Annotated in this window: 25 protein-coding genes; 18 read left to right on the top strand and 7 right to left on the bottom strand. The window is 22.7% G+C overall.

Annotated elements, in window-relative coordinates; all coding sequences use genetic code 11:
- Window positions 1-16 precede the first annotated feature (16 nt).
- Window positions 17-880 (top strand): LysR family transcriptional regulator, encoded by an 864-nt coding sequence (locus EV215_RS07240; RefSeq protein WP_134113335.1) that lies wholly within the window; start codon window positions 17-19, stop codon window positions 878-880.
- A 36-nt stretch (window positions 881-916) separates the two neighbouring features.
- On the opposite strand, the gene EV215_RS07235 is transcribed toward EV215_RS07240, so the two are convergent.
- The 3 genes from EV215_RS07235 to EV215_RS07225 are packed head-to-tail and all read right to left on the bottom strand — an operon-like array spanning window position 917 to window position 2297.
- The gene (locus EV215_RS07235; protein WP_134113334.1) at window positions 917-1432 is read right to left on the bottom strand and encodes a hypothetical protein; all 516 of its coding nucleotides are present in this window, start codon (window positions 1430-1432) and stop codon (window positions 917-919) included.
- Window positions 1433-1446: 14 nt separating this feature from the next.
- The gene (locus tag EV215_RS07230; RefSeq protein ID WP_134113333.1) at window positions 1447-1890 is read right to left on the bottom strand and encodes a hypothetical protein; all 444 of its coding nucleotides are present in this window, start codon (window positions 1888-1890) and stop codon (window positions 1447-1449) included.
- Between the two features lie 2 nt (window positions 1891-1892).
- Complete coding sequence (locus EV215_RS07225) at window positions 1893-2297, bottom strand: SoxR reducing system RseC family protein (protein WP_166667374.1); 405 nt, start codon at window positions 2295-2297, stop codon at window positions 1893-1895.
- 156 nt (window positions 2298-2453) lie between these two features.
- On the opposite strand from EV215_RS07225, the gene EV215_RS07220 reads away from it, so the two are divergent.
- The 15 genes from EV215_RS07220 to gatB all read left to right on the top strand — a co-directional run bounded on the left by EV215_RS07220 (window position 2454) and on the right by gatB (window position 16924).
- On the top strand, window positions 2454-4064 hold the full coding sequence (locus tag EV215_RS07220; protein WP_134113331.1) for a hypothetical protein: 1611 nt from the start codon (window positions 2454-2456) through the stop codon (window positions 4062-4064).
- On the top strand, window positions 4048-4629 hold the full coding sequence (locus EV215_RS07215) for a nucleoside triphosphate pyrophosphatase (RefSeq protein WP_134113330.1): 582 nt from the start codon (window positions 4048-4050) through the stop codon (window positions 4627-4629). The genes EV215_RS07220 and EV215_RS07215 overlap by 17 nt, the downstream gene beginning before the upstream one ends.
- An 11-nt stretch (window positions 4630-4640) precedes the next feature.
- Complete coding sequence (locus EV215_RS07210) at window positions 4641-5687, top strand: rod shape-determining protein (RefSeq protein WP_134113329.1); 1047 nt, start codon at window positions 4641-4643, stop codon at window positions 5685-5687.
- 63 nt (window positions 5688-5750) lie between these two features.
- Window positions 5751-7022 (top strand): hypothetical protein, encoded by a 1272-nt coding sequence (locus tag EV215_RS07205; RefSeq protein ID WP_134113328.1) that lies wholly within the window; start codon window positions 5751-5753, stop codon window positions 7020-7022.
- Window positions 7006-7578 (top strand): SMC-Scp complex subunit ScpB, encoded by a 573-nt coding sequence (scpB, locus tag EV215_RS07200; protein WP_134113327.1) that lies wholly within the window; start codon window positions 7006-7008, stop codon window positions 7576-7578. Before EV215_RS07205 ends, scpB begins: the two co-directional genes overlap by 17 nt.
- Window positions 7568-8266: a pseudouridine synthase gene (locus EV215_RS07195; RefSeq protein ID WP_134113454.1), complete on the top strand. Its 699-nt coding sequence runs from the start codon at window positions 7568-7570 to the stop codon at window positions 8264-8266. The genes scpB and EV215_RS07195 overlap by 11 nt, the downstream gene beginning before the upstream one ends.
- Window positions 8267-8273: 7 nt before the next feature.
- Window positions 8274-8720 (top strand): GtrA family protein, encoded by a 447-nt coding sequence (locus EV215_RS07190; protein ID WP_134113326.1) that lies wholly within the window; start codon window positions 8274-8276, stop codon window positions 8718-8720.
- Window positions 8713-9441 carry a polyprenol monophosphomannose synthase gene (locus tag EV215_RS07185; protein WP_134113325.1) on the top strand — a complete coding sequence of 243 codons (729 nt, stop codon included), beginning with the start codon at window positions 8713-8715 and terminating at the stop codon, window positions 9439-9441. The genes EV215_RS07190 and EV215_RS07185 overlap by 8 nt, the downstream gene beginning before the upstream one ends.
- 1 nt (window position 9442) lies before the next feature.
- Window positions 9443-10885, top strand: a complete 1443-nt coding sequence (locus tag EV215_RS07180; protein ID WP_134113324.1) for an ArnT family glycosyltransferase — start codon at window positions 9443-9445, stop codon at window positions 10883-10885.
- On the top strand, window positions 10854-11501 hold the full coding sequence (locus EV215_RS07175) for an MtnX-like HAD-IB family phosphatase (protein ID WP_166667372.1): 648 nt from the start codon (window positions 10854-10856) through the stop codon (window positions 11499-11501). The genes EV215_RS07180 and EV215_RS07175 overlap by 32 nt, the downstream gene beginning before the upstream one ends.
- 12 nt (window positions 11502-11513) lie before the next feature.
- Window positions 11514-11807 (top strand): Asp-tRNA(Asn)/Glu-tRNA(Gln) amidotransferase subunit GatC, encoded by a 294-nt coding sequence (gene gatC, locus EV215_RS07170; protein ID WP_134113322.1) that lies wholly within the window; start codon window positions 11514-11516, stop codon window positions 11805-11807.
- A gap of 10 nt (window positions 11808-11817) precedes the next feature.
- A complete protein-coding gene (locus EV215_RS07165; RefSeq protein ID WP_134113321.1) occupies window positions 11818-13245 on the top strand; it encodes an ArnT family glycosyltransferase in 1428 nt (475 codons plus the stop codon).
- Window positions 13242-13928, top strand: coding sequence for a phosphatase PAP2 family protein (locus EV215_RS07160; RefSeq protein WP_134113320.1), 687 nt, complete (start codon window positions 13242-13244; stop codon window positions 13926-13928). Before EV215_RS07165 ends, EV215_RS07160 begins: the two co-directional genes overlap by 4 nt.
- 75 nt (window positions 13929-14003) lie before the next feature.
- Complete coding sequence (gene gatA / locus EV215_RS07155; RefSeq protein ID WP_134113319.1) at window positions 14004-15464, top strand: Asp-tRNA(Asn)/Glu-tRNA(Gln) amidotransferase subunit GatA; 1461 nt, start codon at window positions 14004-14006, stop codon at window positions 15462-15464.
- Between the two features lie 17 nt (window positions 15465-15481).
- Window positions 15482-16924 (top strand): Asp-tRNA(Asn)/Glu-tRNA(Gln) amidotransferase subunit GatB, encoded by a 1443-nt coding sequence (gene gatB / locus EV215_RS07150; protein ID WP_134113318.1) that lies wholly within the window; start codon window positions 15482-15484, stop codon window positions 16922-16924.
- A gap of 25 nt (window positions 16925-16949) precedes the next feature.
- Here the strand turns inward: gatB and EV215_RS07145 are convergent, their stop codons facing one another.
- Together EV215_RS07145 and EV215_RS07140 are read right to left on the bottom strand one after the other, a co-directional pair.
- Window positions 16950-17366: a hypothetical protein gene (locus tag EV215_RS07145; RefSeq protein WP_134113317.1), complete on the bottom strand. Its 417-nt coding sequence runs from the start codon at window positions 17364-17366 to the stop codon at window positions 16950-16952.
- Window positions 17367-17454: 88 nt separating this feature from the next.
- Entirely contained in the window at window positions 17455-17673 is a 219-nt protein-coding gene (locus tag EV215_RS07140; protein ID WP_134113316.1) for a helix-turn-helix domain-containing protein, read from the bottom strand.
- A 341-nt stretch (window positions 17674-18014) separates the two neighbouring features.
- Here EV215_RS07140 and EV215_RS07135 point away from each other — a divergent pair, with 341 nt between their 5' ends.
- Window positions 18015-18740 carry a helix-turn-helix domain-containing protein gene (locus EV215_RS07135; RefSeq protein WP_134113315.1) on the top strand — a complete coding sequence of 242 codons (726 nt, stop codon included), beginning with the start codon at window positions 18015-18017 and terminating at the stop codon, window positions 18738-18740.
- Between the two features lie 70 nt (window positions 18741-18810).
- Here the strand turns inward: EV215_RS07135 and rpsT are convergent, their stop codons facing one another.
- Window positions 18811-19071: a 30S ribosomal protein S20 gene (gene rpsT / locus EV215_RS07130; RefSeq protein ID WP_134113314.1), complete on the bottom strand. Its 261-nt coding sequence runs from the start codon at window positions 19069-19071 to the stop codon at window positions 18811-18813.
- A 221-nt stretch (window positions 19072-19292) separates the two neighbouring features.
- Here rpsT and EV215_RS07125 point away from each other — a divergent pair, with 221 nt between their 5' ends.
- Window positions 19293-21728, top strand: coding sequence for an ATP-dependent DNA helicase (locus EV215_RS07125; RefSeq protein ID WP_134113313.1), 2436 nt, complete (start codon window positions 19293-19295; stop codon window positions 21726-21728).
- Window positions 21729-21751: 23 nt separating this feature from the next.
- Here EV215_RS07125 and EV215_RS07120 read toward each other — a convergent pair whose 3' ends face one another.
- Complete coding sequence (locus EV215_RS07120; RefSeq protein ID WP_134113312.1) at window positions 21752-22036, bottom strand: hypothetical protein; 285 nt, start codon at window positions 22034-22036, stop codon at window positions 21752-21754.
- Between the last annotated feature and the right edge of the window lie 158 nt (window positions 22037-22194).

Here is a 22194-nt window from a genome sequence, read left to right as displayed (position 1 = left end):
TTTGGGGGAATTATATATGGATTTACATTATTTAAAAATATTTTATGAAGTAGCAAATGAAGGTAGTTTTACTAAAGCTGCAAATAAGTTATACATAAATCAATCAGCGGTATCTATTCAAATTAAAAAATTTGAAGAGCTTTTAAATACAAAACTTTTTGATAGAAGTTCTAAAAAAATTAAGTTAACTTATTCTGGAGAAGTATTATATAAAATAGCCGAAGAAATATTTCAAAAAGTTAAAAGAGCAGAAAAAGAGATAGAAAGAATTGTTGTATATGATAAAGCAAAAATTGTAATAGGATCAACACATCTTATTGGTGAGCAAATGCTTCCAAGAATTTTAAGACAATTTGTAATGAATTATCCTGAAATTGAATTTGATTTAATAATAAAAGATCGAACACCACTTATTAAAGATTTAAAAGAAGGAAAAGTAGATGTTGCTTTGATGGGAACATATTATGTAAAAGATAAGGAATTAGAAGTTATAGAAATAGCAAATTATCCTTTTGTAATTATTTATAATGAAGAGATAGATGATCCTACTGAACTTGCAGAAAAAAAATTAATTATGAGAAATGATAGCCCATTAACGAGAAAAAATATTGCTAATTTTGAAAAAAAATATAAAGTAAGTTTAGATGATAAAATTTCAGTACAAGGAAGTATTGAAACAATAAAAAATCTTGTTAAAGAAGGATTTGGATATACAGTATTACCTTATTACTCAGTTTATTTAGAGATAGAAAAAGGTGAATTTAAAGTTATAGAAGAATTTGATAATAATGATGGATATCAGTTAGTTGTAACTAAAGATAAATACGATAAAAAAGAGATACAAAAATTTATAAAACAATTAAAAGAATTTAGAATATAAAAAAAGTGAAATTTGAAAAATCAAATTTCACTTTTTTTATGGTAAATAATACCTAAAGCCAATCGCAAATTCGAAAACTAAAAAGTTTCCATATGATGGTAAATAAAAAGTAGGAATAAAATCTCCATATAATTCTAAATTCTCATCAAAATCAGAAAGTCTAATACTAGAACCAACTAATCCTCTAAAACCAAATTTAGTATTATCACTAGTAGTTAATTTAATACCAATACCATAATGAAATGGGATACCAGAATCAATTGTAAAAAAATCATCTTTAGAAATAGAATCAATACTAAGAGCCAAAGTAGGATTAGTAATACTAAGAATCCTACTATCTAAAGTAAGTGAAATGTTATTGTAAACAAGATTTAATCCTGTAGTAGTTCCAAGGTTTAATCCAATAGCAGAAGTAATATTATTATTAAAATAAGAACTTCCAGAATATAAATTTATAGTTTCTTCATAGCTAGAATCATTTTTGAATTCTTCATATGCAGCAAAACTGTATATGAAAATTAAAAAATAAATCCCACAAATTTTTTTTATCACATCTCTCACCTTTTTTAAAAATAGTATCTAAATCCTAAGCCAATTTCTAATGCCAAAAAATTTGTTGTGGCTGCTAAATGAAAAGTAGGATCTAGCTCGATATAAAGTTCTAAGTTTTCATCAATATCTTGGGCAAAATATGATGCACCTAAAACACCTCTAACACCAATGTATTCATCTTCTTTATTTGAGACTTTCATACCAACACCATAATACATAGGAGTAACACCATCAGGCATTAGAGAAAAATAGACTTGATCAAAAGAAAAAATAAAAGTTGTACTAGTATTATTTAAACTCCAAGAAGAGTTTACTTGAACTGCTTTTTCTTGTGAATTATAAATTAAAAGATTTAATCCTTTATTACTTCCTAAATTTGCTCCAATTGCATAGTATTCTGAAAAACTAGAAAGAGAAATTATTAGAAAAAATAAAAAGATTATTTTTATTTTAGACATATTTACTCACCTTTTGAAATTTTTATATTTTGGTTTAAAAAGTTTTTACCATATATTTTTTCTATTACAAAAAGAATAATAAAATATATAATAAGACCTAAAAAACTAAATAAAATATTAGCTCCTTGAGATAATTTTATTAAACTACCTAAAAAATACATAAAAAATAATAAAAATATAGGAAGAATATAAACAGTAAGTCCAAGTTTTAATAATGAGTTGTTATTCATTTCAAAGTCAATTATATCTCCTTCTTTTAATCCAGTAGTATTTGTTTTAAAAGTATATTCACATGACATTTTATCTCCATCACTGCAACCAGAACAATGGCTACAAGCACTATCTTTAAATAAATTTACTTTTATTTCGTTATTATTTATTTCAGTAATTATTCCTTTATTTTTCATTTCCATCTACTCCTTTAAAAATTAATAATATTTTATATTTTAACATATGATAAAAATAATGTAAATAGTATAAAAATCTAACTATCAATTCTTGAAAAAAAGAATTTGATATGATAGAATTTACTTATTATATTTTTTTTTAAAAGGGGATTATAAATGGGTAAAGAACAAAAAAAAATTATAAGTATTTCATTATTTATATCGGCATTATTTTTACTTTCCATTAGTATACTTAATACTAACATTTATAAATTGATTTATAATTTTTTAGGAAGTTACTATAATTTATTAACAATATACTTGATAATTTTTGCTATAATCATTAATTTTAAGAATGAAATATATGATATGATATCATTTAGACTAAAAATATTTTTACTGTTTTTATTTCAAATAGAAATATTTAATTTATATTTGAATCTTAAAAGTGTCATATCGAAGCGAGAAATTATTACTTATATTCTTAATAATTATTGGGAAAGAAAAGGAATATTAGTTACTGTATTATTAAGTACTTTATTTAATATGTTAAGTAAAAACATTATTATTGTATTAAATAGTTTAGTATTTCCCCTAGTTTTTTTAATAGTCTTTGGGAAAATAATAGGCTTTAGTTATAGAACATTAAAAAAAATAAAGAGTAATAAATTTAAGAAAAAAGAAAAAAAAGCAGTAGAATTGAAAAACAATAAATTCGAGGATATTTTTTTAAATGATAAAAAGGAAAAGCTTAGAAAACAAATAAAAGAGAGAACTGAAAAAAAAGAGGGTAAGAATAAAAGGGAAAGTAAGAATAAAAAAAATGAAAAAAAACAATCTAAAAACTCAAATTATGATTTTCAAATAGAAAGAAAGTATTTTAGAAATACTTTTTTTGAATTTGAAAAATCTATAAAAATAGAAAAAGAAGATAAAAAAAATAAAAAAGCAGAAGAAGAATTAAATAGTAAAAGTGAATTAATACAAGAAAAAAATAATTTAATAAAATTTAAAAAACCGAATTTTTTTGAAAGAAGAAAAAAAATAAAAGAATTAAAAAAGAAACATAAAGAAAAAATAAGAAAAGAAAGAGAAGAAAGAGAAAAAAAAATAAGAGAAATAAAAAAAAGAAAAGAAGAAAAAAATAAAATAAACCAAAAAAAAGAACAAATAGAAATAAAAATAATAGACGAGTCATTAAAAAATAAAAAAAATTTAGATAAAAATGAAATAAAAGTTGAAGAATTGAGAGATATAGAAAATAAAAAATTTGTACAGGAAAAAATTTTTAATGAGCCGAATATGATAACTAAAGAATATGAAGAATTGAAAAATATAAAAAATTTAGAAGTTCAATTTTTATTTAATAATGAAAATAATAGAAAAAAAGATATAGAAGAAAAAGAAGTGATTAATAAAAAAATAGATTTTAATTTAAAAAAAGAAGAATCAATTGATGAGAATAAAAAAGAAAAAGAAATAAAAGATAAAATTATAAAAGAAAAGAAAAGAAAATTAGAAAAAAAAGAAAAATTAGAAGAAAAATTAGAAGAAGAAAAACAAAAAAATTTTAATAAAGATAAATTGAGTGAAGGAATAAAAAATAATCAAAAAGAAAATTTTTTTATAGATATTTTTGGAAAAGATATATATGATAAAATATTGTTGGAAATAAAAAATAATCAAACGGATATTATATATTTGCAAAAAAAATATAAAGTAGGATTAGCTATGACACAAGAATTATTAAATTATTTAAAGGAGGAGAAAAATGATATTAGCGTCTAAATCTCCACGAAGAAAAGAAATATTAGAAAAAATATTTAAAAATATTGACATAAAAACAAAAGAAGTAGAAGAAGTAAGTGATAAAAATGATGTTTTAGAACAGATAATGGATATAGCAAATAAAAAAGCTATTGAAGTGGCAAAACAAAATAAAACTAGTTATATATTAGCTGCAGATACAGTTGTAGTATATGATAATATGGTTCTAGGGAAACCCCAAAATAAAGAAGAAGCTAAAAAATATTTAAAAATGTTGTCAGGAAATACCCATAATGTAATAACAGCATATTCGTTTTTAAATATAGAAAAAAATATAAAAATATTAAATTATGAAATAACAAAAGTAACATTTAAAAAACTAGACAATGAACTTATAAAATGGTATATTAACCAAGGAGAACCTTTGGATAAGGCAGGAGCTTATGGTATACAAGAAAAAGGGAATTTATTAGTTGAAAAGATAGAAGGAGATTTTTATAATGTAATGGGATTTCCTTTATCAAAATTTGTTAGTGATCTAAGAGAAAAATTATTATATGATTTATTACAAATAGAAAATTTATAATGAGGTGGCAAATGAAAAGAATATTTAACAACGTATTTGGAGTTTTTTCAGAAGATTTAGGGATAGATTTAGGAACAGCAAATACATTAGTGTGCTTAAAGAATAAAGGGATAGTTTTAAATGAACCATCAGTAGTAGCTATTAACGTAAAAAGTAAAAAAATCTATGAAGTAGGCGCAAAAGCAAAAAAAATGATAGGGAAAACTCCCGCAAATATAGAAGCTATAAGACCTCTTAAAAATGGAGTTATAGCCGATTATGAAATCACAGAAAAAATGCTTAGAGAGTTTTATAAGATAGTTCATAAGAGAAAATTTTTAACAAAACCTAGAGTAGTAATATGTGTACCAGCTGGAGTAACTCAAGTAGAAAAGAGGGCGGTTATGGATGTAACATTAGAAGCTGGAGCAAGAGAAGCGTATCTTATAGAAGAACCTATGGCTGCAGCAATAGGAGCAGGACTTGAGATATTCGAACCAGAAGGTAGTATGATAGTAGATATTGGAGGAGGGACTACAGAAATAGCTGTAATATCTCTTGGAGGGATAGTAAAAACTACTTCTGTAAGAATAGCTGGGAATAAATTTGATGAAGCAATAGTCCAATATGTAAGACAAAAACATAATTTGTTAATAGGAGAAAAAACAGCTGAAGAAATAAAATTAAATGTTGCTACAGCAATGGAACTTAGTGAAGATATAGAATGTGAAGTAAGAGGAAGAAATGTGTTAAATGGATTACCAAGAAATATCACAATAAAAGCAAATGAAATAAAAGAAGCGTTAGAAGAGCTTATATCTCAAATTATAGAAGAAATAAAATTAACATTAGAAAAAACACCACCAGAATTATCAGCGGATATTTATCAAAAAGGAATAGTTTTAGCTGGTGGAGGGGGACTTATTAGAGAATTAGATAAAAAAATATCTGAAAGTTTAAATGTACCAGTAATTTTAGCTGAAAATCCTTTAAATTGTGTTGTGATGGGAATTGAAAAATTATTAAATGATTTTGATAGATATAAAGAAGTAATAATATCACCAGAAACAGATTATTAATTTTAAATATGGGTGACTTTGAAATTTGGTCACCCAATTTTATTGTTTATAGTGAGGTAAATTATGAAAAAAATAGTAATACTTTTTTTATTTGTATATTCAATTAGTTTTGGAATAAGTATATATAGTAATAGTTTACTTCAGTATAAAATTGATAATTTTGATATTATTGATATATATAATATACAAAAAAATAAAAAAATTATTAAACAAATTAAATTTAAAATGTTTCATAAAAATAAGTTTTTAGATATAAAAGAAGTAAAAAAAATAGAGAATAAAGATAATATAGAATTATTATTTTTATTTGAAAACAATTATAAATTAGATGTAAAAATATATCTTTATTTAAATAGAAAAATAATAAAATTAATAACAAATACATATAATAAAGATATAAAGTTGATTACTTTTATAAAACCAGAAAAAGAATCAAAATTGCGAAAAGAAGAAAAATACTATAAATATAATGATTTTTATTTTTTTTCAAATAATTTAAATGCTTATTTTAGCACTATAGAAAATTTTTTAAATAAAAAATTAAAAAATGGAGAAGAAAAAATAAAAGATATTGAAGAAAGTATTGTTATCATAAATAATAATGGAATAGATGAAATAAATATATTTATAGAAAAAAGTGATTTTAAAAAAATAAAAATGAAAGAATATTTTAAATATGAAGGTAAAGAAGATGTTATTATAAAAAAAATATTGATGAATAAAAACTTAGATGGAAGTATTAATTTTTTTTATAATAAAAATTTTTCTATAAATAGAGAAAATATGTTTTTTTCAGCATTATATTTATTAAAAAATGGATATTTAGATGATGTAAAAGAAATTTTAAATTTTGAATTAAATAATGATTTAGGGGAAAATTTATGTTATTCAAATATGCTTTTTTTATATGTTTTTTTAGAATATATTAAAATAACAAATGATACAGAATTTTTAAGTGAAAATCAAGAAAATATAAAAATAAAATATCTTAGTAAAATTTTAGAAAAAATTAATAAAAATGGTTTAATATTTGATAATGGAAGAGATATAAAAAAACCAAAAGGATATTATATTGAAAATATTTTAATTACATATACTATTTTAAAAAAAATAAAAGGATATTATATTAACGATAAAATAAGTTTAGAAATTGAAGAAAAAATAAAATTATTAAAAAATATATTTGATAAAGAATATAAACAAAATTTGAATAAATATAATAAAAAAGATTTATTATTTATTAATGAAAATAATTTATTAGGAGAAAAATATAATATAAATTTTATGCAAGAATTAAAAGAAATATTAGGTGAGAATTATGCAGATGTTAAATGAATTAGAAGCTATACTTTTTTTAAAAGCAAAAGATATATCGATGAAAGAACTCGCTAATTTTTTTGAATTAGATATAGAAGATATGAAAAGAGCTTTATTTCAATTAAAAGAATTAAGAAAAGATAATGGAATTAATGTAAAAATAGAAAATGAAAAAGTCTCATTGGTAACAAACCCAAATTGTGGAGAGGCAGTTTATAGATATTTTAATCCAGAAGTAAAACCTAAAAAATTAAGTAGAGCTGCTTTTGAAACTCTTACGATTATAGCATATAATGGACCAATAACTAAAAGTGAAATAGAAAAAATAAGAGGTGTAAATGTAGATGGAGTTGTTTCTTCTTTGCATGAAAAAAAATTAGTTAAAGTAGTTGGAAAAGCTGAAAAAATTGGGAATCCAAATTTATATGAAGTAACAGAAGATTTTTGTGCATATTTAAATATTAATTCTTTAGAAGAATTACCAAATTATCGAGAGATAAGAGAAAAAATTAAAGAAAATCAAGAAAATAAAAATAATAAAGATGGTGAAGAGATTGGAAAAAATAAGAATTAATAAATTTTTAGCAAGTATAGGTATAGGTTCTAGAAGAGAAATAGATAAAATGATATTAGATAATAGAATAAAAATAAATGGACAATTTCCAGAACCTGGAATAAAAGTAAATTGTAGTGATACAATAGAAATTGACGGGGAAAAAATTAGTTTAGAAATAGAAAAAAAAGTTTATTATAAATTAAATAAACCAAAAGGATATTTATCTGCAGTAAAAGATACAAGAGAAAAAACAATAGTAGAATTAATAAAAACAGATAAAAGAATATATCCAATAGGAAGATTAGATCTTGAAACAGAAGGTCTTATATTACTTACAAATGACGGAGAGATATTTAATAAAATAATGCATCCTAAAAGTAAAATCTACAAAAAATATTTTGTTGTAGTTAAAAATAAATTATCAAAATTTGATATAGACAAATTAGAAAATGGAATAGAATTAGAAGAAGGACTAACATTGCCAGCAATAATTGAAAATGTTGAATATGAAAGTAATAAAACAAGTTTTTATATATCAATAAGAGAAGGAAGAAATAGACAAATTAGAAGAATGATAAAAGCTATAGACAATAGAGTAATTTATTTAAAAAGAGTGAAAATAGGAAAAATTGAATTAGGGGATTTAAAAGTTGGAGAATATAAAAAGCTAACAGAAGAAGAATTAAATTATTTGAAAACACTTTAGGAGGAATATGGAAATAATTAGAATGTTTTTAAAATTTGGAATAGTAGGTGCTAGTGGAGTAATCGTTAATTTATCTGTATTTTCAGTACTTACATATGTGTTTGATGTAACAAATACAGTTTTAACAGCAAGTATTGCATTTTTATTTGCAGTTACAAACAATTTTATTTGGAATTTTTTATGGACTTTTAGAGATAAAGGGATAAATAAAACCATTAAAGAAAAATATATGAATTTTATGATTATAAGTTCAATAAATTTTATAATAAATTTAATATTTTTAGAAATATTTATAAGAGTATTTTCTAATGTTAGCTTTTTAAAAGATCATTTAAAATTTTCAAAAGTTTTAGCACAATTTTTTGCAATAGGAATTGCTACAATTTTTAATTTTTTAGGAAATTATTTTATAACATTTAAAGACAAAAAAATAGAAGGAGATAGTAATGAGTAAAAAAACATTAATAATTATACCTACTTATAATGAAAGTGAGAATATTGAAAAATTATTAGAATTAATATATTCTGTAAAAAATGATTTGAATATATTAATTGTAGATGATAATTCTCCGGATAAAACTTATGAAATAATTGAAAGATTAATGGGAGATAAATATAAAGAAAAACTTTTTTTAATGAAAAGAAAAGGGAAATTAGGGTTAGGGACTGCATATATAGCAGGATTTAAATGGGCCTTAGAAAAAAAATATGATTATATTTTTGAAATGGATGCTGATTTTTCACATAATCCAAAATATATTCCAGATTTTTTAAGAGAGATAGAAAATAATGACCTTGTAATAGGAAGTAGGTATGTAAAAGGTGGAGGAGTAAAAAACTGGGGAATTATTAGAAAATTTATTAGTAGAGGCGGAAGTCTTTATTCTAGAATTATATTAGGAGCAAAAATAAATGATTTTACAGGTGGATTTAAATGTTTTAGAAGAGAAACATTGGAAAAAATAGATTTAGATAAAATTATATCTAATGGTTATTCATTTCAAGTAGAATTAAACTATAAAGTTTGGTTAAAAGGATTAAGAATAAAAGAAATACCAATTATATTTGAAGATAGAACACTAGGAAAATCTAAAATGTCTAAAAAAATATTTTTGGAAGCTGTATTAAAAGTAGTTTGGATGAGATTTAATAAAAATAAATTAAAAGGTGAATAATATGGATATTAAAACAAAAAGAGTACTTTCTTTTGTAGTATTAATAAATATTTTTTTTAATATATTATGGCCTTTTTATAGTGATGAACTTTATTATTGGGTATGGTCAAAAAGATTACAATTATCATATTTTGATCATCCACCTATGGTAGCATATTTTATAAAAATATTTACAATTTTTAGTGATAATAAATTTTTTATAAGATTACCTGCTTTATTTAGTATAAGTTTATCTGCATATATAGTATATCAACTTGCTAAAAAAGCCTTTGATAAAAAAGTTGCAAAATATAGTATATATATTTTTTTATCAACAATAATAGTTCAAGGGGGATTTATGCTAATTACCCCAGATTCGCCGTTGATACTATTTTGGACTTTATCTTTATATTTTGCTTATGAATATATTTTTGAAGACAAGAGAAGAGGGATATATTTAGCTTCTATTTTTATGGGATGTGCTTTTTTATCAAAATATACAGCAATATTAATAGCTATAGTAATGATAATATTTCTTTTAAGTGATAAAGAATATAGAAAAGTATTTTTTAAAAAGGATTTCTATTTAGCTGTAATTTTGGGAATAATAGTTTCGTTTCCAGTTCTTTATTGGAATTATCAAAATGATTTTATATCATTTGGATTTCAATTTAATCATGGAGTAGCTATAAAAAAAATTATTCGATTTGATAAATTTTTAGAATTTATTGGAGGTCAAATTTTAATTTTTCATCCAGTATATTTTGTAACGATTTTTTATTTTATAATTAAATATTTTAAATATATTTGGCAAAATAAAAAACTTAGATATTTTTTTATAAACTTTATATTTGTATTTATATTTTTTGCATATAATGCATTATATAAAAAATCAGAACCAAATTGGACAGCACCAGCATATATAAGTGGAGCAATATTTTTAGCTTATTTTTATGTGAAAAATAATATGAAAAAAACTTTAAAAGGAGCTATAATATTTACTGTTATTGTAGTAGGATTAGTTAAAACACCAGAATTTATTCCAATTTTACCTAAACCTATAAAAATATTACAGTATAGATTAAAAGGTTTTGATACGGTATATAAAGGTTTAGATAAAAAAATAAATTTAAAGAACTATGAATATTTATTAATAGATTCTTATCATGGCTCTGAAATTGCATATTATTTAAATATGCCAAAAAAAACTTATATTTTAGATAGTACTAGATTCTCTCAATATGATTTATGGAAAAAAGATTTAAAACATCCTATTAAAAGAGCTATATATATTGGAAAAATTAATTTTAAAGAAAAATTGGAAAAAAGATTTAGTAAAGTAAATTTATTACAGAAATTAAATTATAGAAATGATTTAATAAAAAAAGAATATTTTGTGTATGAATGTATAGATGAAAAAGAGGAGAGTTTTAATGAAAGAAAAAATCTTTTTAGTAGACTTTGATAAAACTATAAGTTTAAAAGATAGTACTGATGAATTATTAAAACAGTATAATAAAGAACTTGTATATGAATATCAAAAAAAATTTAAAGAAGGAAAACTAAGAGTAAGAGATTATATAAAAGGACTTGTGGAAAGTCTTAATATTGATGAAGAAGAGTACAAGAAAAATGTAATTAAAAACATAGTATTAGATCCATATTTTAAAGAATTTTTAGAATATATTAATTACAATATAAGAGTAGTTAGTGCGGGAGCTTATGAAAATATATTACCGAATTTTGAAAAAAATGAAATTAATATACCAATTGAACATATTTATTCAAACAAAGTAAATTTTACTAATAATGGGATAAAAGTAACATTTCCATATGATGTAAATGAGGCATTTGAAGGAATTTGTAAGAAAAGTATAGTTGAAAAATATAAGACAGAGTATAAAAAAGTAATATTTATCGGAGATGGAAGTTCTGATATACCGTGTGTAACATCTGCAGATTATGTATTTGCAAAAATAGGACATAATTTAGAAAAATACTGTTCTGAAAATAATATAAGACATTATAAATATAATAATTTTAATAATATAATAGAAATATTAAAAAGAGAGAGAATTTAAGGAGGAATTAAAATGGCATTATCAAAAGAAGAAGTATTAAAAATAGCAAAATTATCAATGCTAGAATTTGAAGAAAAAGATATTGAAAGATTTCAACATGACTTAAATGATATTTTAAAATTTGTTGAAAAATTATCTGAGGTAAATACAGAAGGAGTAGAACCTCTGGCACAAATAAATGATATTTATAATGTATTTAGAGATGATAAAATAGTAAAATCTATTTCAAATGAAAAAGCTTTAGAAAATGCCCCAGAGTCTTTGGAAGGATCTTTTGTGGTTCCTAAAATAGTTGGCGAAAATTAAGGAGAGTAATATGTTTGAAAAAATATTAAAAAAAAATAGAGTATTAATTGTACTTTTAATATTTTTTATAATTAGGTTAATATGGGGGACAGTACTTAATTTAACAGATGATGAAGCGTATTATTGGATGTGGTCAAATCATTTAGGTATAAGTTATTATGATCATCCTCCAATGATAGCATATTTTATAAAAATATTTACATTAATATTTGGAAATAATAATTTCGCAGTGAGATTACCTGCAAATATTGGAATATTAATAGTATCATTATTAATATATAAAATAAGTATATATTTATTTTATGATAAAAAAAGAGCATTTTGGAGTGTAATTTTATTTAATATAATACCACTTTTTGCTCTTGCAGGAATAATGAGTTTGCCAGATACACCATTACTTATTTTTTATACATTGAGTTTATATATTTTTATTAAAATAATAAAAGAGAAAAAAGAAAAATATTGGTATCTACTTGGGATTGTAGTAGGGCTTGGATTAATTAGTAAATATAATATGTTTATGGTATATCCTGCAATATTTTTTTATTTGATATTTGATAAAGAAGAAAGATTTTGGTTTACTAAAAAAGAAGTATATTTAGGATTTGTTCTATCTTTACTTCTTTTTTTACCAGTAATAATATGGAATATACAGCATGATTTTATATCTTTTTCGTTTCATTTAGTTGAAAGACAAAAAAAAGTATATAAATTTAGACCATATTTATTTTCACAATTTCTATTTGGACAAATAGCAATAGTATCGCCAATTATTTTTGTCGGATTATTTAAAGAAAGTATAAAAAATTTTAATAAAAAATATGTTAAATTATTAATTTTTTATGCATTACCTTTAGTAGCTATATTTACTATAAGCTCTTTTTCAAATCCATCAAAAGTACATTGGTTGGCTACAGCATATATTCCACTTTTAATTGTATATACTCATAGTGTTAATTTAAGAAAAAAAAGTTTTAATATAGGATGGAAAACAGCTTTAGGATTATCATTGATAATATATATACATTTAATTTATCCTATATTGCCAATACCAGAAAAAGATGATATAACAACTGATATGTATGGATGGGATAAAGTAGGGAAAATAGTACAAAATATGTATACAGATAAAAATAATTGGTTTATATTTGGTTCTAGATATCAAACAGCATCACAGCTTTATTTTTATTTGCCAAATAAAGATTATGTATATTCATTAAATAAAAAAATAGAACAATTTGATTTTCTACAAAACGAAAAAAATCTTATAGGAAAAAACGGTATATTTATAGCACATAGTTTTTATAATGATGATCCAAGAGGAATATATGATTTTGATAAAGTAAAACTTATAAAAACTATAGATATAAAACGAAAAAATAAAGTATATAGAACATTTTATATTTATAAATGTTATAATTATAAGGGACTAAAATGATGATATTAGTTTATATTTTATTATTATTTTTTATTTATAAAATAATAAAAGAGGGATATTTAAAAATAACAAAACACTTTTTAAATAATCTTTTTAAAAATATATCAACATATATTGTATTATTTTTTGTAATATTATCAATTTTTTTATTAGATAAGAAAATTACTATGTTATTTTGGAAAAAAATTAATAATATAGATTTAGGGAATATTGCAGTTTTTTTTCAAAATTTAGGCAAGGCAGATATTATATCAATACCATTAATAATATTATATTTTGTAGGAATTAAATTTAATAAAAATTTATCTAAAATATCTATATTAGCCCTTGCAAGTAATTTATATTCAGGAATTTTTGTACAAATATTAAAACATATAATACTTAGAGAAAGACCATTTGTTAGTTTTAATGAATTGAATTTTTTTAAATTTAATAAAATATTTAATTATACAAATACAAGCTTTCCTTCAGGTCATACAATTACAGGATTTTCAGTGTGTTTTATATTTTTTTATTTTTATAAAAATAAAAAAATAAGAATTTTGTGTATAATAGTAGCAAGTTTAATAGGAATATTTAGAATCTATGAAGGAAAGCATTGGTTAAGCGATGTAATAATAGGGGCATATTTAGGTATAATAGTAGCAAAAACAATATATGAATTAAATAAAGAAAATATTTAATTTTCTATAAAAATAAAATAATTAATTTAAGTTAATAAGTTTAAATTATGTATTTGATTTTAAAAGGAGGAATAAATGAAAAAATTATATAAATTAACAGCTAAAGAACTTTCTAAACTTTTAAAAGAAAAAAAGATAAAAGCTGTTGATATAGTAAATAGTATTTTTGAAAGAATAAATGAAGTAGAAGATAAAATAGGTAGTTTTGTTTATTTAGATAAAGAAAACGCTTTAGAACAAGCTAAAAAAGTAGATGAAAAAATAGAAAAAGGAATAGAATTAAAACCACTTGAAGGGATACCAGTAGCAATAAAAGATAATATGGTAAGCAATGGTGAGCCAACTACTGCTTCTTCAAAAATTTTATCAAATTATAAGGGTATTTATGATGCAACTGTTGTTAAATTAATAAAAGATGAAGGTATGATTCTTATAGGAAAAACTAATATGGATGAGTTTGCTATGGGTTCGACAACAAAAACTTCATTTATAAAAGAAAGTAAAAATCCATGGGATTTAGAGAGAGTACCAGGTGGTTCGTCAGGAGGATCCGCTACAGCAGTAGCAGCACAAGAAGTAATCCTTACTCTAGGAAGTGATACAGGAGGAAGTATAAGACAGCCAGCAGCGTTTTGTGGAGTAGTAGGACTTAAACCAACTTATGGAAGAGTATCAAGATATGGACTTATTGCATTTGGTTCATCACTTGATCAAATAGGACCTTTTGGAAAAACTGTAGAAGATGTAGCTATGTTTATGAATGTAATAGCTAAACATGACGAGATGGATACAACTTCTTTAAATATAGAAACTCCTGATTATACAAAAAATTTAAATGAAGATATAAAAGGACTAAAAATAGGAATTCCAAAAGAATATTTTATAGATGGTATGGATAATGAAGTAAAAAAAGCAATAGAAAATGCTATTGAAGAATATAAAAAAATGGGGGCTGAAATAGTAGAAATTTCACTTTTGCATACAGAATATGCTCCATCAACTTACTATATAATTGCTCCAGCTGAAGCTAGTTCAAATCTTGCTAGATTTGACGGAATTAGATATGGATATAGAACTGAAAATTATAAAGATATAAAAGATCTTTATATTAAAACTAGAAGTGAAGGTTTTGGAGATGAAGTAAAGAGAAGAATTATGATAGGTACATATGTACTTAGTGCAGGATATTATGATGCATATTATAAACAAGCTCAGAAAGTAAGAAGATTAATAAAAAATGATTTTGATAAAGCTTTTAAAAATGTAGATGTAATACTTACACCAGCTACTCCAAATACTGCATTTAAATTAACAGATAAAAAATCACCTGTTGAAATGTATTTAGAAGATGTATTTACAATATCAGCAAATTTAGCAGGTATTCCAGGGATTGTAATACCAACAGGAAAAAATAAAAATGGATTACCGATAGGGATGCAATTATTAGGAAAACATTTTGACGAAACAACTTTATTAAAAGTAGCAAATAATTTTGAAAAAAGAGCTTATAGAATAGAATTACCAGATAATATTTAATAGGAGGTTTAATATAGATGGCAAGAGAATGGGAAGCCGTAATAGGATTAGAAGTACATTGTCAATTAAAAACAGGTACAAAGGTATGGTGTGGATGTAGTACAGATTATGATAATGCAAAACCTAACACACATGTATGTCCAATATGTTTAGGGCATCCAGGAGTATTACCAAAACTAAATGAAAAAGTATTAGATTATGCAATAAAAGCAGGACTTGCTTTAAACTGTGACATAAATAAAGAAAGTAAGTTTGATAGAAAAAATTATTTTTATCCAGATACACCTAAAAATTATCAAATAACTCAATTTGATAAACCGTATGCTGAAAATGGATATTTAGATATAAAATTAAATTCTGGTAGAGAAAAAAGAATTGGAATAACTAGAATCCACATAGAAGAAGATGCAGGAAAATCTATTCATACAACAAATGAATCATTTGTAAATTTTAATAGAGCATCAATGCCTTTAATTGAAATAGTATCAGAACCAGACATAAGAACACCAGAAGAAGCATATGAATATTTAAATACACTTAAAACAGCTATAAAATATACGGGTATAAGTGATGTAAGTATGGAGCTTGGTTCTCTTAGATGTGATGCAAATGTATCTGTAAGAGAAAAAGGAACTGAAAAATTTGGAACAAGAACAGAAACTAAAAATTTAAATTCTTTTAAAGCAGTAGCAAAAGCTATAGAATATGAAATAGGAAGACAGATAGAATTAATTGAAAATGGAGGAGTAGTAGAACAAGAAACATTGCTTTGGGATGAAGCAAATGGAGTAACAAGAGTAATGAGAAGTAAAGAAGAGGCAAATGATTATAGATATTTTCCAGAGCCTGATTTAGTAAAAGTAATTATAGATAATGATAGATTAGAAAGATTAAAAGCTGAAATGCCAGAATCAAAAATAGATAAAGTAAAAAGATTTATTAAAGAATATGATTTAAAAGAAAAAGATGCTGAAATATTGTCTAATGAAATAGAATTAGCAGATTATTTTGAACAAGTTGCAAAATATAGTAATAATTCTAAATCTAGTTCTAACTGGATAATTACAGAAGTATTAAGAGTATTAAAAGAAGAAAACAAAGAAATAACAGATTTTAGTATTAGAGCAGAACATTTAGCTAAAATTATAAAATTAATAGATAATGGAACTATATCTAGTAAAATAGCTAAAAAAGTATTTGAAATGAAGTTAACAGATAGTAGAGATCCAGAAGAAATAGTAAAAGTAGAAGGTCTTACTCAAGTAAGTGATAGTTCAGAAATAGAAAAAATAGTAGATGAAGTAATAGCAAATAATCCTAAAATGGTAGAAGATTATAAACAAGCTGATGAAGGAAGAAAGCCGAGAGTATTAAAAGGTTTAATGGGTCAAGTAATGAAAATAACAAAAGGAAAAGCAAATCCAAAACTTGTAACAGAATTATTTGAAAAAAAATTATAATTATAAATAAAATCACTTCTTAATTTTAAGAAGTGATTTTATTTATATTAGAAGATTCTAAAGAAATATTTTTAGATAATAATTTTTTTAAAAAATCATGAAATTCTTTTTCTTCAATAATTAGTTGTTGGATAAGTTTTAAATTATATTTATTAAATTCATTATTTTTATAAAATATTTTTAAAATTAATATTTCAAATTCTTTAAAAAGTTTATTTATTTTGAAAAAGTTATAATTATTAATTTTTTCAAATAGTAAAGATTCGAAATGATTATTTTGACTAATTAAAGAGTAATAAAAAGCTCTAGTTTGAAGTGTTTTAAACATGTTTTGATATAAAAGTTTAAGATTTTCATTAGATAATTGCTTTTCAAAAATTTGAATAAATCTATTTTGTGATGAAAACAAATTTTTTAATTGTTTTTCAAATAAATTAGACATTGAAATTCCTCCTAAATTTATAAATATAAGAGAGTGCATAAAATATTTAGAAAAAATATTTTACTCTCTCTTATAAAAAAAGATGATGTTACATGAGTTCTTCTATATTAATATTTAAAGCTTCTGTTATAGCTATAAAACAATCAAAACTAAGGCTTTGATCTTGGTTATTCTTTTTCATTTTATATAAAGTATGTTTCAATGATTTTGGCGAGTAGTTTATCATGTGCGCAAGTTGGTTAATTGAAATATTTTTTTTGTTAGCAATTTCTTGAATTTTATCAGCTAAAATAACTTCACTTATCATAAATCCCACCTTTTCCGTTTTTAATCGAACATTTCCTATTAATAGTGTAATATATTTTTAAAAAAAAATCAAGGTTATTTCCAAAAAAAAATGGATTTTTTTGATTTTTTTCAAAAAAAAATGTATAATATATTTGATAAGAATAATTAAATATAATAAAAAACAAATTACAAGATTATTAGAGATAAATACAAAAAAACTTTTATATGAAAGTTAAAATATTTAAAAGCTATACTTAGGTGAATTATATAATTTGAAAAATTAGATATTTTATATAGAAGAAATTTTTTATAAATTTAATTAAAAAAATATAAAAATCAAATAAATAAGGAGGGAAAATTTTGAATACACATGGGGAATATTTTAAAAAATTAAGAATAGATAGTGAATTAACTCTTACTGAACTTTCAAAAAATACAGGAGTATCAAAATCATACTTACATGATATTGAAAATAATAAAATTGTTCCATCAGATAAAATTTTAAATAAATTGTTAAATTATTATGACTTAAAAAAAGAAGATGAGAGTAAATTAAGAAGAATTTTAGCATTTGCAAAAACTCCTAATATCGTTTTAGAAGAAATGAAAACATTAAAAAAAGAAATTAATAGAAAAAACAGTATTATAGAAAAATTAAAAAAAGTAGAAAATGTAGAACAAAATATTAGTTTTATACAAGATAATGACTATAAAGAGATACCGGTATATTCTTATGTACGAGCAGGTTATAACGAAATCGAAAATTATCCAGAACCAGAAGAAAGTATTAAAATACCACTAATAGGTGCAAGAGCAGATATAGTAGGAGTAAAGGTAAAAGGAGATAGTATGGAACCTAAATTCCATGAAGGAGATATCGTACTTATAAAAGTGGGGATAATGCCTGAAAATCGTGAAATAGGGGTATTTATAGTAGAAAATAAAACAGTAATTAAAGTGTATAATAGAGATAAAACAGGAAGAGTTATATTAACAAGTTTAAATATTAACCATGAGCCTATAATAATAGATAAAAATATAGAGTTTAGTATAGTTGGGAAATTTTGGAAAGCAATAGTAAGTTAAACAAAAAAATACAATGATAATTATCATTGTATTTTTTAAATATAATAAAAGACTGTTTTCAGCCTTTTTATTATAATGAATTTACTTTTGCAGCTAATCTAGATTTTTTTCTAGATACAGTTTGTTTTTTTAATACACCTTTAGAAACAGCTTTATCAAGTTCTTTATAAGCTACAGCTAAAGCAGCTTTTGCAGCTTCTACATCATTAGCCTCTACTGCTAATAATACTTTCTTAACCATAGTTTTTACTTTACTTTTTATTGCTTGATTTCTTACTCTGTTTCTTTCTGCGATAACAACTCTTTTTTTTGCTGATTTTGAATGAGCCAAAGTTCCATACCTCCTTAAAAAATTAAAAATTCTTTCAATAATCTAACATTTTTGTTAAAATAAGTCAAGATATTTTCTTGACAACACGATATTCAAGGTTATGGACTTTTTTCATTGAACATGGACCATATATATTATATCAAAAATAAAAACAAAAATCAACTTTAAAAATTTTTTAAAACATAGTAAAATTATATAATGAATAAATTATGAGGTGAATAATGAATATTTTAGATAGAATTACACAAGAAGCGTGCGAAAAAATAAAAAAAGAGATACAGAATGCCTTTGGAAATGAAGTGTTTTTTAGAGGGATAACAGATGAAGATATGATGGTATATGATATAGAAGTAATAGCAAGAGGGAATGAAAAAAGTGTACCGGCTATAATTTCATATATGAAAAAAAAAGAAGTTATAATACATAATCATCCATCTGGTTATCTTTATCCTTCTGATGCAGATATAGCAGTAGCATCAATGTATGCAAATAAAAAAAAAGGTGGGGCATATATAGTAAATAATGATGTTGATGACATATATGTAATAGTTGAGTTAAAAGAAGAAATTTTGGAAAAAATAGATGTTGTTCCTTTTTTTGAAAAAGAAGGAGTTTTAAGTCAAGTATTTAATGAATTTGAATATAGATATGAACAGTTAGAAATGGCAAAAATTATAGAGGAAGGACTTAATAATAATAAAAAAGTTATTGTAGAAGCGGGAACAGGAACAGGAAAAACTCTGGCATATCTTATCCCTGCTATTGAATGGGCAATAAAAAATGAAAAGAAAGTAATAGTAACGACAAATACAATAAATTTACAAGAGCAGCTTTTAAATAAAGATATACCTATAATAAAAAAAGTAATTCCAGAAGATTTTAAATATGTTTTAGTAAAAGGAAGAGGGAATTATGTTTGTCTTAGAAAATATATAAATTTAAATAGAAATGGCGGAATAAATAGTGAGGATTTTAGTGAATCACAAATCCAAGAAATAGAAAAAATAAAAGAATGGATTACAAAAACAAAAGCTGGTGATAAAGCAGAATTATATTTTGAACCATCATCAAATGTATGGGAACTTTTTGCAAGTGAAACAGATATTTGTACTATGAATAAATGTCCGAATAAGCATAAATGTTTTTTTATGAAATCAAGAGAAGAAAAAGAAGAGGCAGATCTTCTTATTACAAATCATCACATGTATTTTTCTGATTTAGCAATAAGAAAAGAAGTTGGATTTAATACAGAATTTTCTATAATTCCAAATTATGATTTAGTGATATTTGACGAAGCACATAATATAGAAAAAGTAGCAAGAGATTATTTTTCTTATGAAGTATCAAAATATTCATTTACAAAAGCAATGAATAATATATATAGAATAAAACCAGGGAAATCAAAAAATTTAGGACAGATATATAATATAAGCTATTATATAAAAAAGAAAAATAAAAAAGAGTATGAAAAAATAAAAAAATATATTAATGATACAATTATCCCTATTCATGAAGAATTATTTAGAAAAGGGAATGATTATTTTATCAAATTAATGGAATTATATTCTGGAACAGGAAGTATAAATTTAAGATTAAGACCAGAAAAATTATTAATAGATGAAAATTGGAATAATTTAAAAAAATTTGAAGCAGAACTATATATTTCATATAATACATATATTAGAAAACAGAGAGAATTTAATAGAGTTTTAAAAGATTATGAAGATGAAGAAGGTATTATTAATGATTATAAAAAATATGTAGATAGAATTGAAAATTATTTTATGAGTTTTAAATTTATTACAGAAATGGAAGATGAGAAATACATATATTGGCTATCTACAAATATAAAGAGAGGAAATGCAAAATTAGTAGCAACACCACTTAAAATAACTAATGAATTAAAAACTACTCTTTATGAAAATTTAGATAAAATAATATTTACTTCTGCTACTATTGCAATTGGAAAAGATTTTAATTATTTTAAAAAATCAATTGGATTAGAAGAAGAAACTTATGAAAAAATAATACATTCTCCATTTAATTATGATAAACAAATGAAAGTATATATTCCAAAAGATATTCCAAATCCAAATGATAGAAATTTTTTGGATGAAATAAAAGATTTTATAATAAAACTTATTGAAAAAGCAAAAGGGAATACATTTTTGTTATTTACATCTTATTCAAGTTTGAATTATCTTTATTATTTAATAAGAGATAAATTAGAAAAAGATGGATATGAAATTTTTTTACAAGGAAGTGCTCCAAGAAACAAATTGATTAATATGTATAAAATAGCTGAAAAACCAGTACTTTTTGGAACAGATAGTTTTTGGGAAGGAGTAGATGTAAAGGGGAAAAAATTAAGTTCAGTAATTTTAGTAAAACTTCCATTTAAAGTACCTAGTGATCCAGTAGTAGAAGCAATAATTGAAAATATGAATAAAGAAGGAAAAAATGCATTCATGGAATATCAAATTCCAGAATCAATAATAAAATTTAAGCAAGGAATAGGTCGACTTATAAGAAGTAAGGACGACAGAGGGATAGTAACAATACTTGATAATAGATTATATACAAAAAGATATGGCAAAATTTTTATAGATAATATTCCAACAAAAAATATACATTATAAAAAAATAGATGAAATATAAAAATGGACTTAAAAAGTCCATTTTTATACGTTAATAATTTCAACCTCTACATCATAATAAGGGCCTTCTTCATCTTCGCCGTATTCAAAATTAAATGTAATATGATAATCGCCTAAATAAAATCCAACAAATGATAATTCATCTTTATCACCAAAAAGTTTTATTTTCTTTACTTTTATATCTAAAAGTAGATTAGCATATTCTTCTTCTTCGAAAAATTCTGTTAATTCTTCTAAAATTTCAATTCCGAACTCTTCTTCAATTCTTTTACTTAATTTAAGAATTTGTTCTTTTAAATCTTTTACCATAAAAATCACCTCAATGCATATTTTAACATTTTTTTAAAAATAAGTATATAAATTTTAAGGATATGAAAATTGCAAGTTTAATTGCACACATCTACCCCTATGCTAATTTAACTAATTTTTCTTCATAAACTTCATTTGGACTTTTAAATCCAAACATT

Origin of the sequence: Hypnocyclicus thermotrophus (assembly GCF_004365575.1) — a bacterium.
Taxonomy (GTDB): domain Bacteria; phylum Fusobacteriota; class Fusobacteriia; order Fusobacteriales; family Fusobacteriaceae; genus Hypnocyclicus; species Hypnocyclicus thermotrophus.
This window is presented reverse-complemented; position numbering and strand designations above follow the sequence as displayed.

What these genes read in the sequence shown, in the direction of transcription:
- EV215_RS07240 (WP_134113335.1), top strand. Translation starts at nt 17, where the DNA reads ATGGATTTACATTATTTAAAAATATTTTATGAAGTAGCAAATGAAGGT.
- EV215_RS07230 (WP_134113333.1), bottom strand. Translation starts at nt 1,890, where the DNA reads ATGTCTAAAATAAAAATAATCTTTTTATTTTTTCTAATAATTTCTCTT.
- EV215_RS07225 (WP_166667374.1), bottom strand. Translation starts at nt 2,297, where the DNA reads ATGAAAAATAAAGGAATAATTACTGAAATAAATAATAACGAAATAAAA.
- EV215_RS07220 (WP_134113331.1), top strand. Translation starts at nt 2,454, where the DNA reads ATGGGTAAAGAACAAAAAAAAATTATAAGTATTTCATTATTTATATCG.
- EV215_RS07215 (WP_134113330.1), top strand. Translation starts at nt 4,048, where the DNA reads ATGATATTAGCGTCTAAATCTCCACGAAGAAAAGAAATATTAGAAAAA.
- EV215_RS07210 (WP_134113329.1), top strand. Translation starts at nt 4,641, where the DNA reads ATGAAAAGAATATTTAACAACGTATTTGGAGTTTTTTCAGAAGATTTA.
- EV215_RS07205 (WP_134113328.1), top strand. Translation starts at nt 5,751, where the DNA reads ATGAAAAAAATAGTAATACTTTTTTTATTTGTATATTCAATTAGTTTT.
- scpB (WP_134113327.1), top strand. Translation starts at nt 7,006, where the DNA reads ATGCAGATGTTAAATGAATTAGAAGCTATACTTTTTTTAAAAGCAAAA.
- EV215_RS07190 (WP_134113326.1), top strand. Translation starts at nt 8,274, where the DNA reads ATGGAAATAATTAGAATGTTTTTAAAATTTGGAATAGTAGGTGCTAGT.
- EV215_RS07185 (WP_134113325.1), top strand. Translation starts at nt 8,713, where the DNA reads ATGAGTAAAAAAACATTAATAATTATACCTACTTATAATGAAAGTGAG.
- EV215_RS07180 (WP_134113324.1), top strand. Translation starts at nt 9,443, where the DNA reads ATGGATATTAAAACAAAAAGAGTACTTTCTTTTGTAGTATTAATAAAT.
- EV215_RS07175 (WP_166667372.1), top strand. Translation starts at nt 10,854, where the DNA reads ATGAAAGAAAAAATCTTTTTAGTAGACTTTGATAAAACTATAAGTTTA.
- gatC (WP_134113322.1), top strand. Translation starts at nt 11,514, where the DNA reads ATGGCATTATCAAAAGAAGAAGTATTAAAAATAGCAAAATTATCAATG.
- EV215_RS07165 (WP_134113321.1), top strand. Translation starts at nt 11,818, where the DNA reads ATGTTTGAAAAAATATTAAAAAAAAATAGAGTATTAATTGTACTTTTA.
- EV215_RS07160 (WP_134113320.1), top strand. Translation starts at nt 13,242, where the DNA reads ATGATGATATTAGTTTATATTTTATTATTATTTTTTATTTATAAAATA.
- gatA (WP_134113319.1), top strand. Translation starts at nt 14,004, where the DNA reads ATGAAAAAATTATATAAATTAACAGCTAAAGAACTTTCTAAACTTTTA.
- gatB (WP_134113318.1), top strand. Translation starts at nt 15,482, where the DNA reads ATGGCAAGAGAATGGGAAGCCGTAATAGGATTAGAAGTACATTGTCAA.
- EV215_RS07145 (WP_134113317.1), bottom strand. Translation starts at nt 17,366, where the DNA reads ATGTCTAATTTATTTGAAAAACAATTAAAAAATTTGTTTTCATCACAA.
- EV215_RS07140 (WP_134113316.1), bottom strand. Translation starts at nt 17,673, where the DNA reads ATGATAAGTGAAGTTATTTTAGCTGATAAAATTCAAGAAATTGCTAAC.
- EV215_RS07125 (WP_134113313.1), top strand. Translation starts at nt 19,293, where the DNA reads ATGAATATTTTAGATAGAATTACACAAGAAGCGTGCGAAAAAATAAAA.
- EV215_RS07120 (WP_134113312.1), bottom strand. Translation starts at nt 22,036, where the DNA reads ATGGTAAAAGATTTAAAAGAACAAATTCTTAAATTAAGTAAAAGAATT.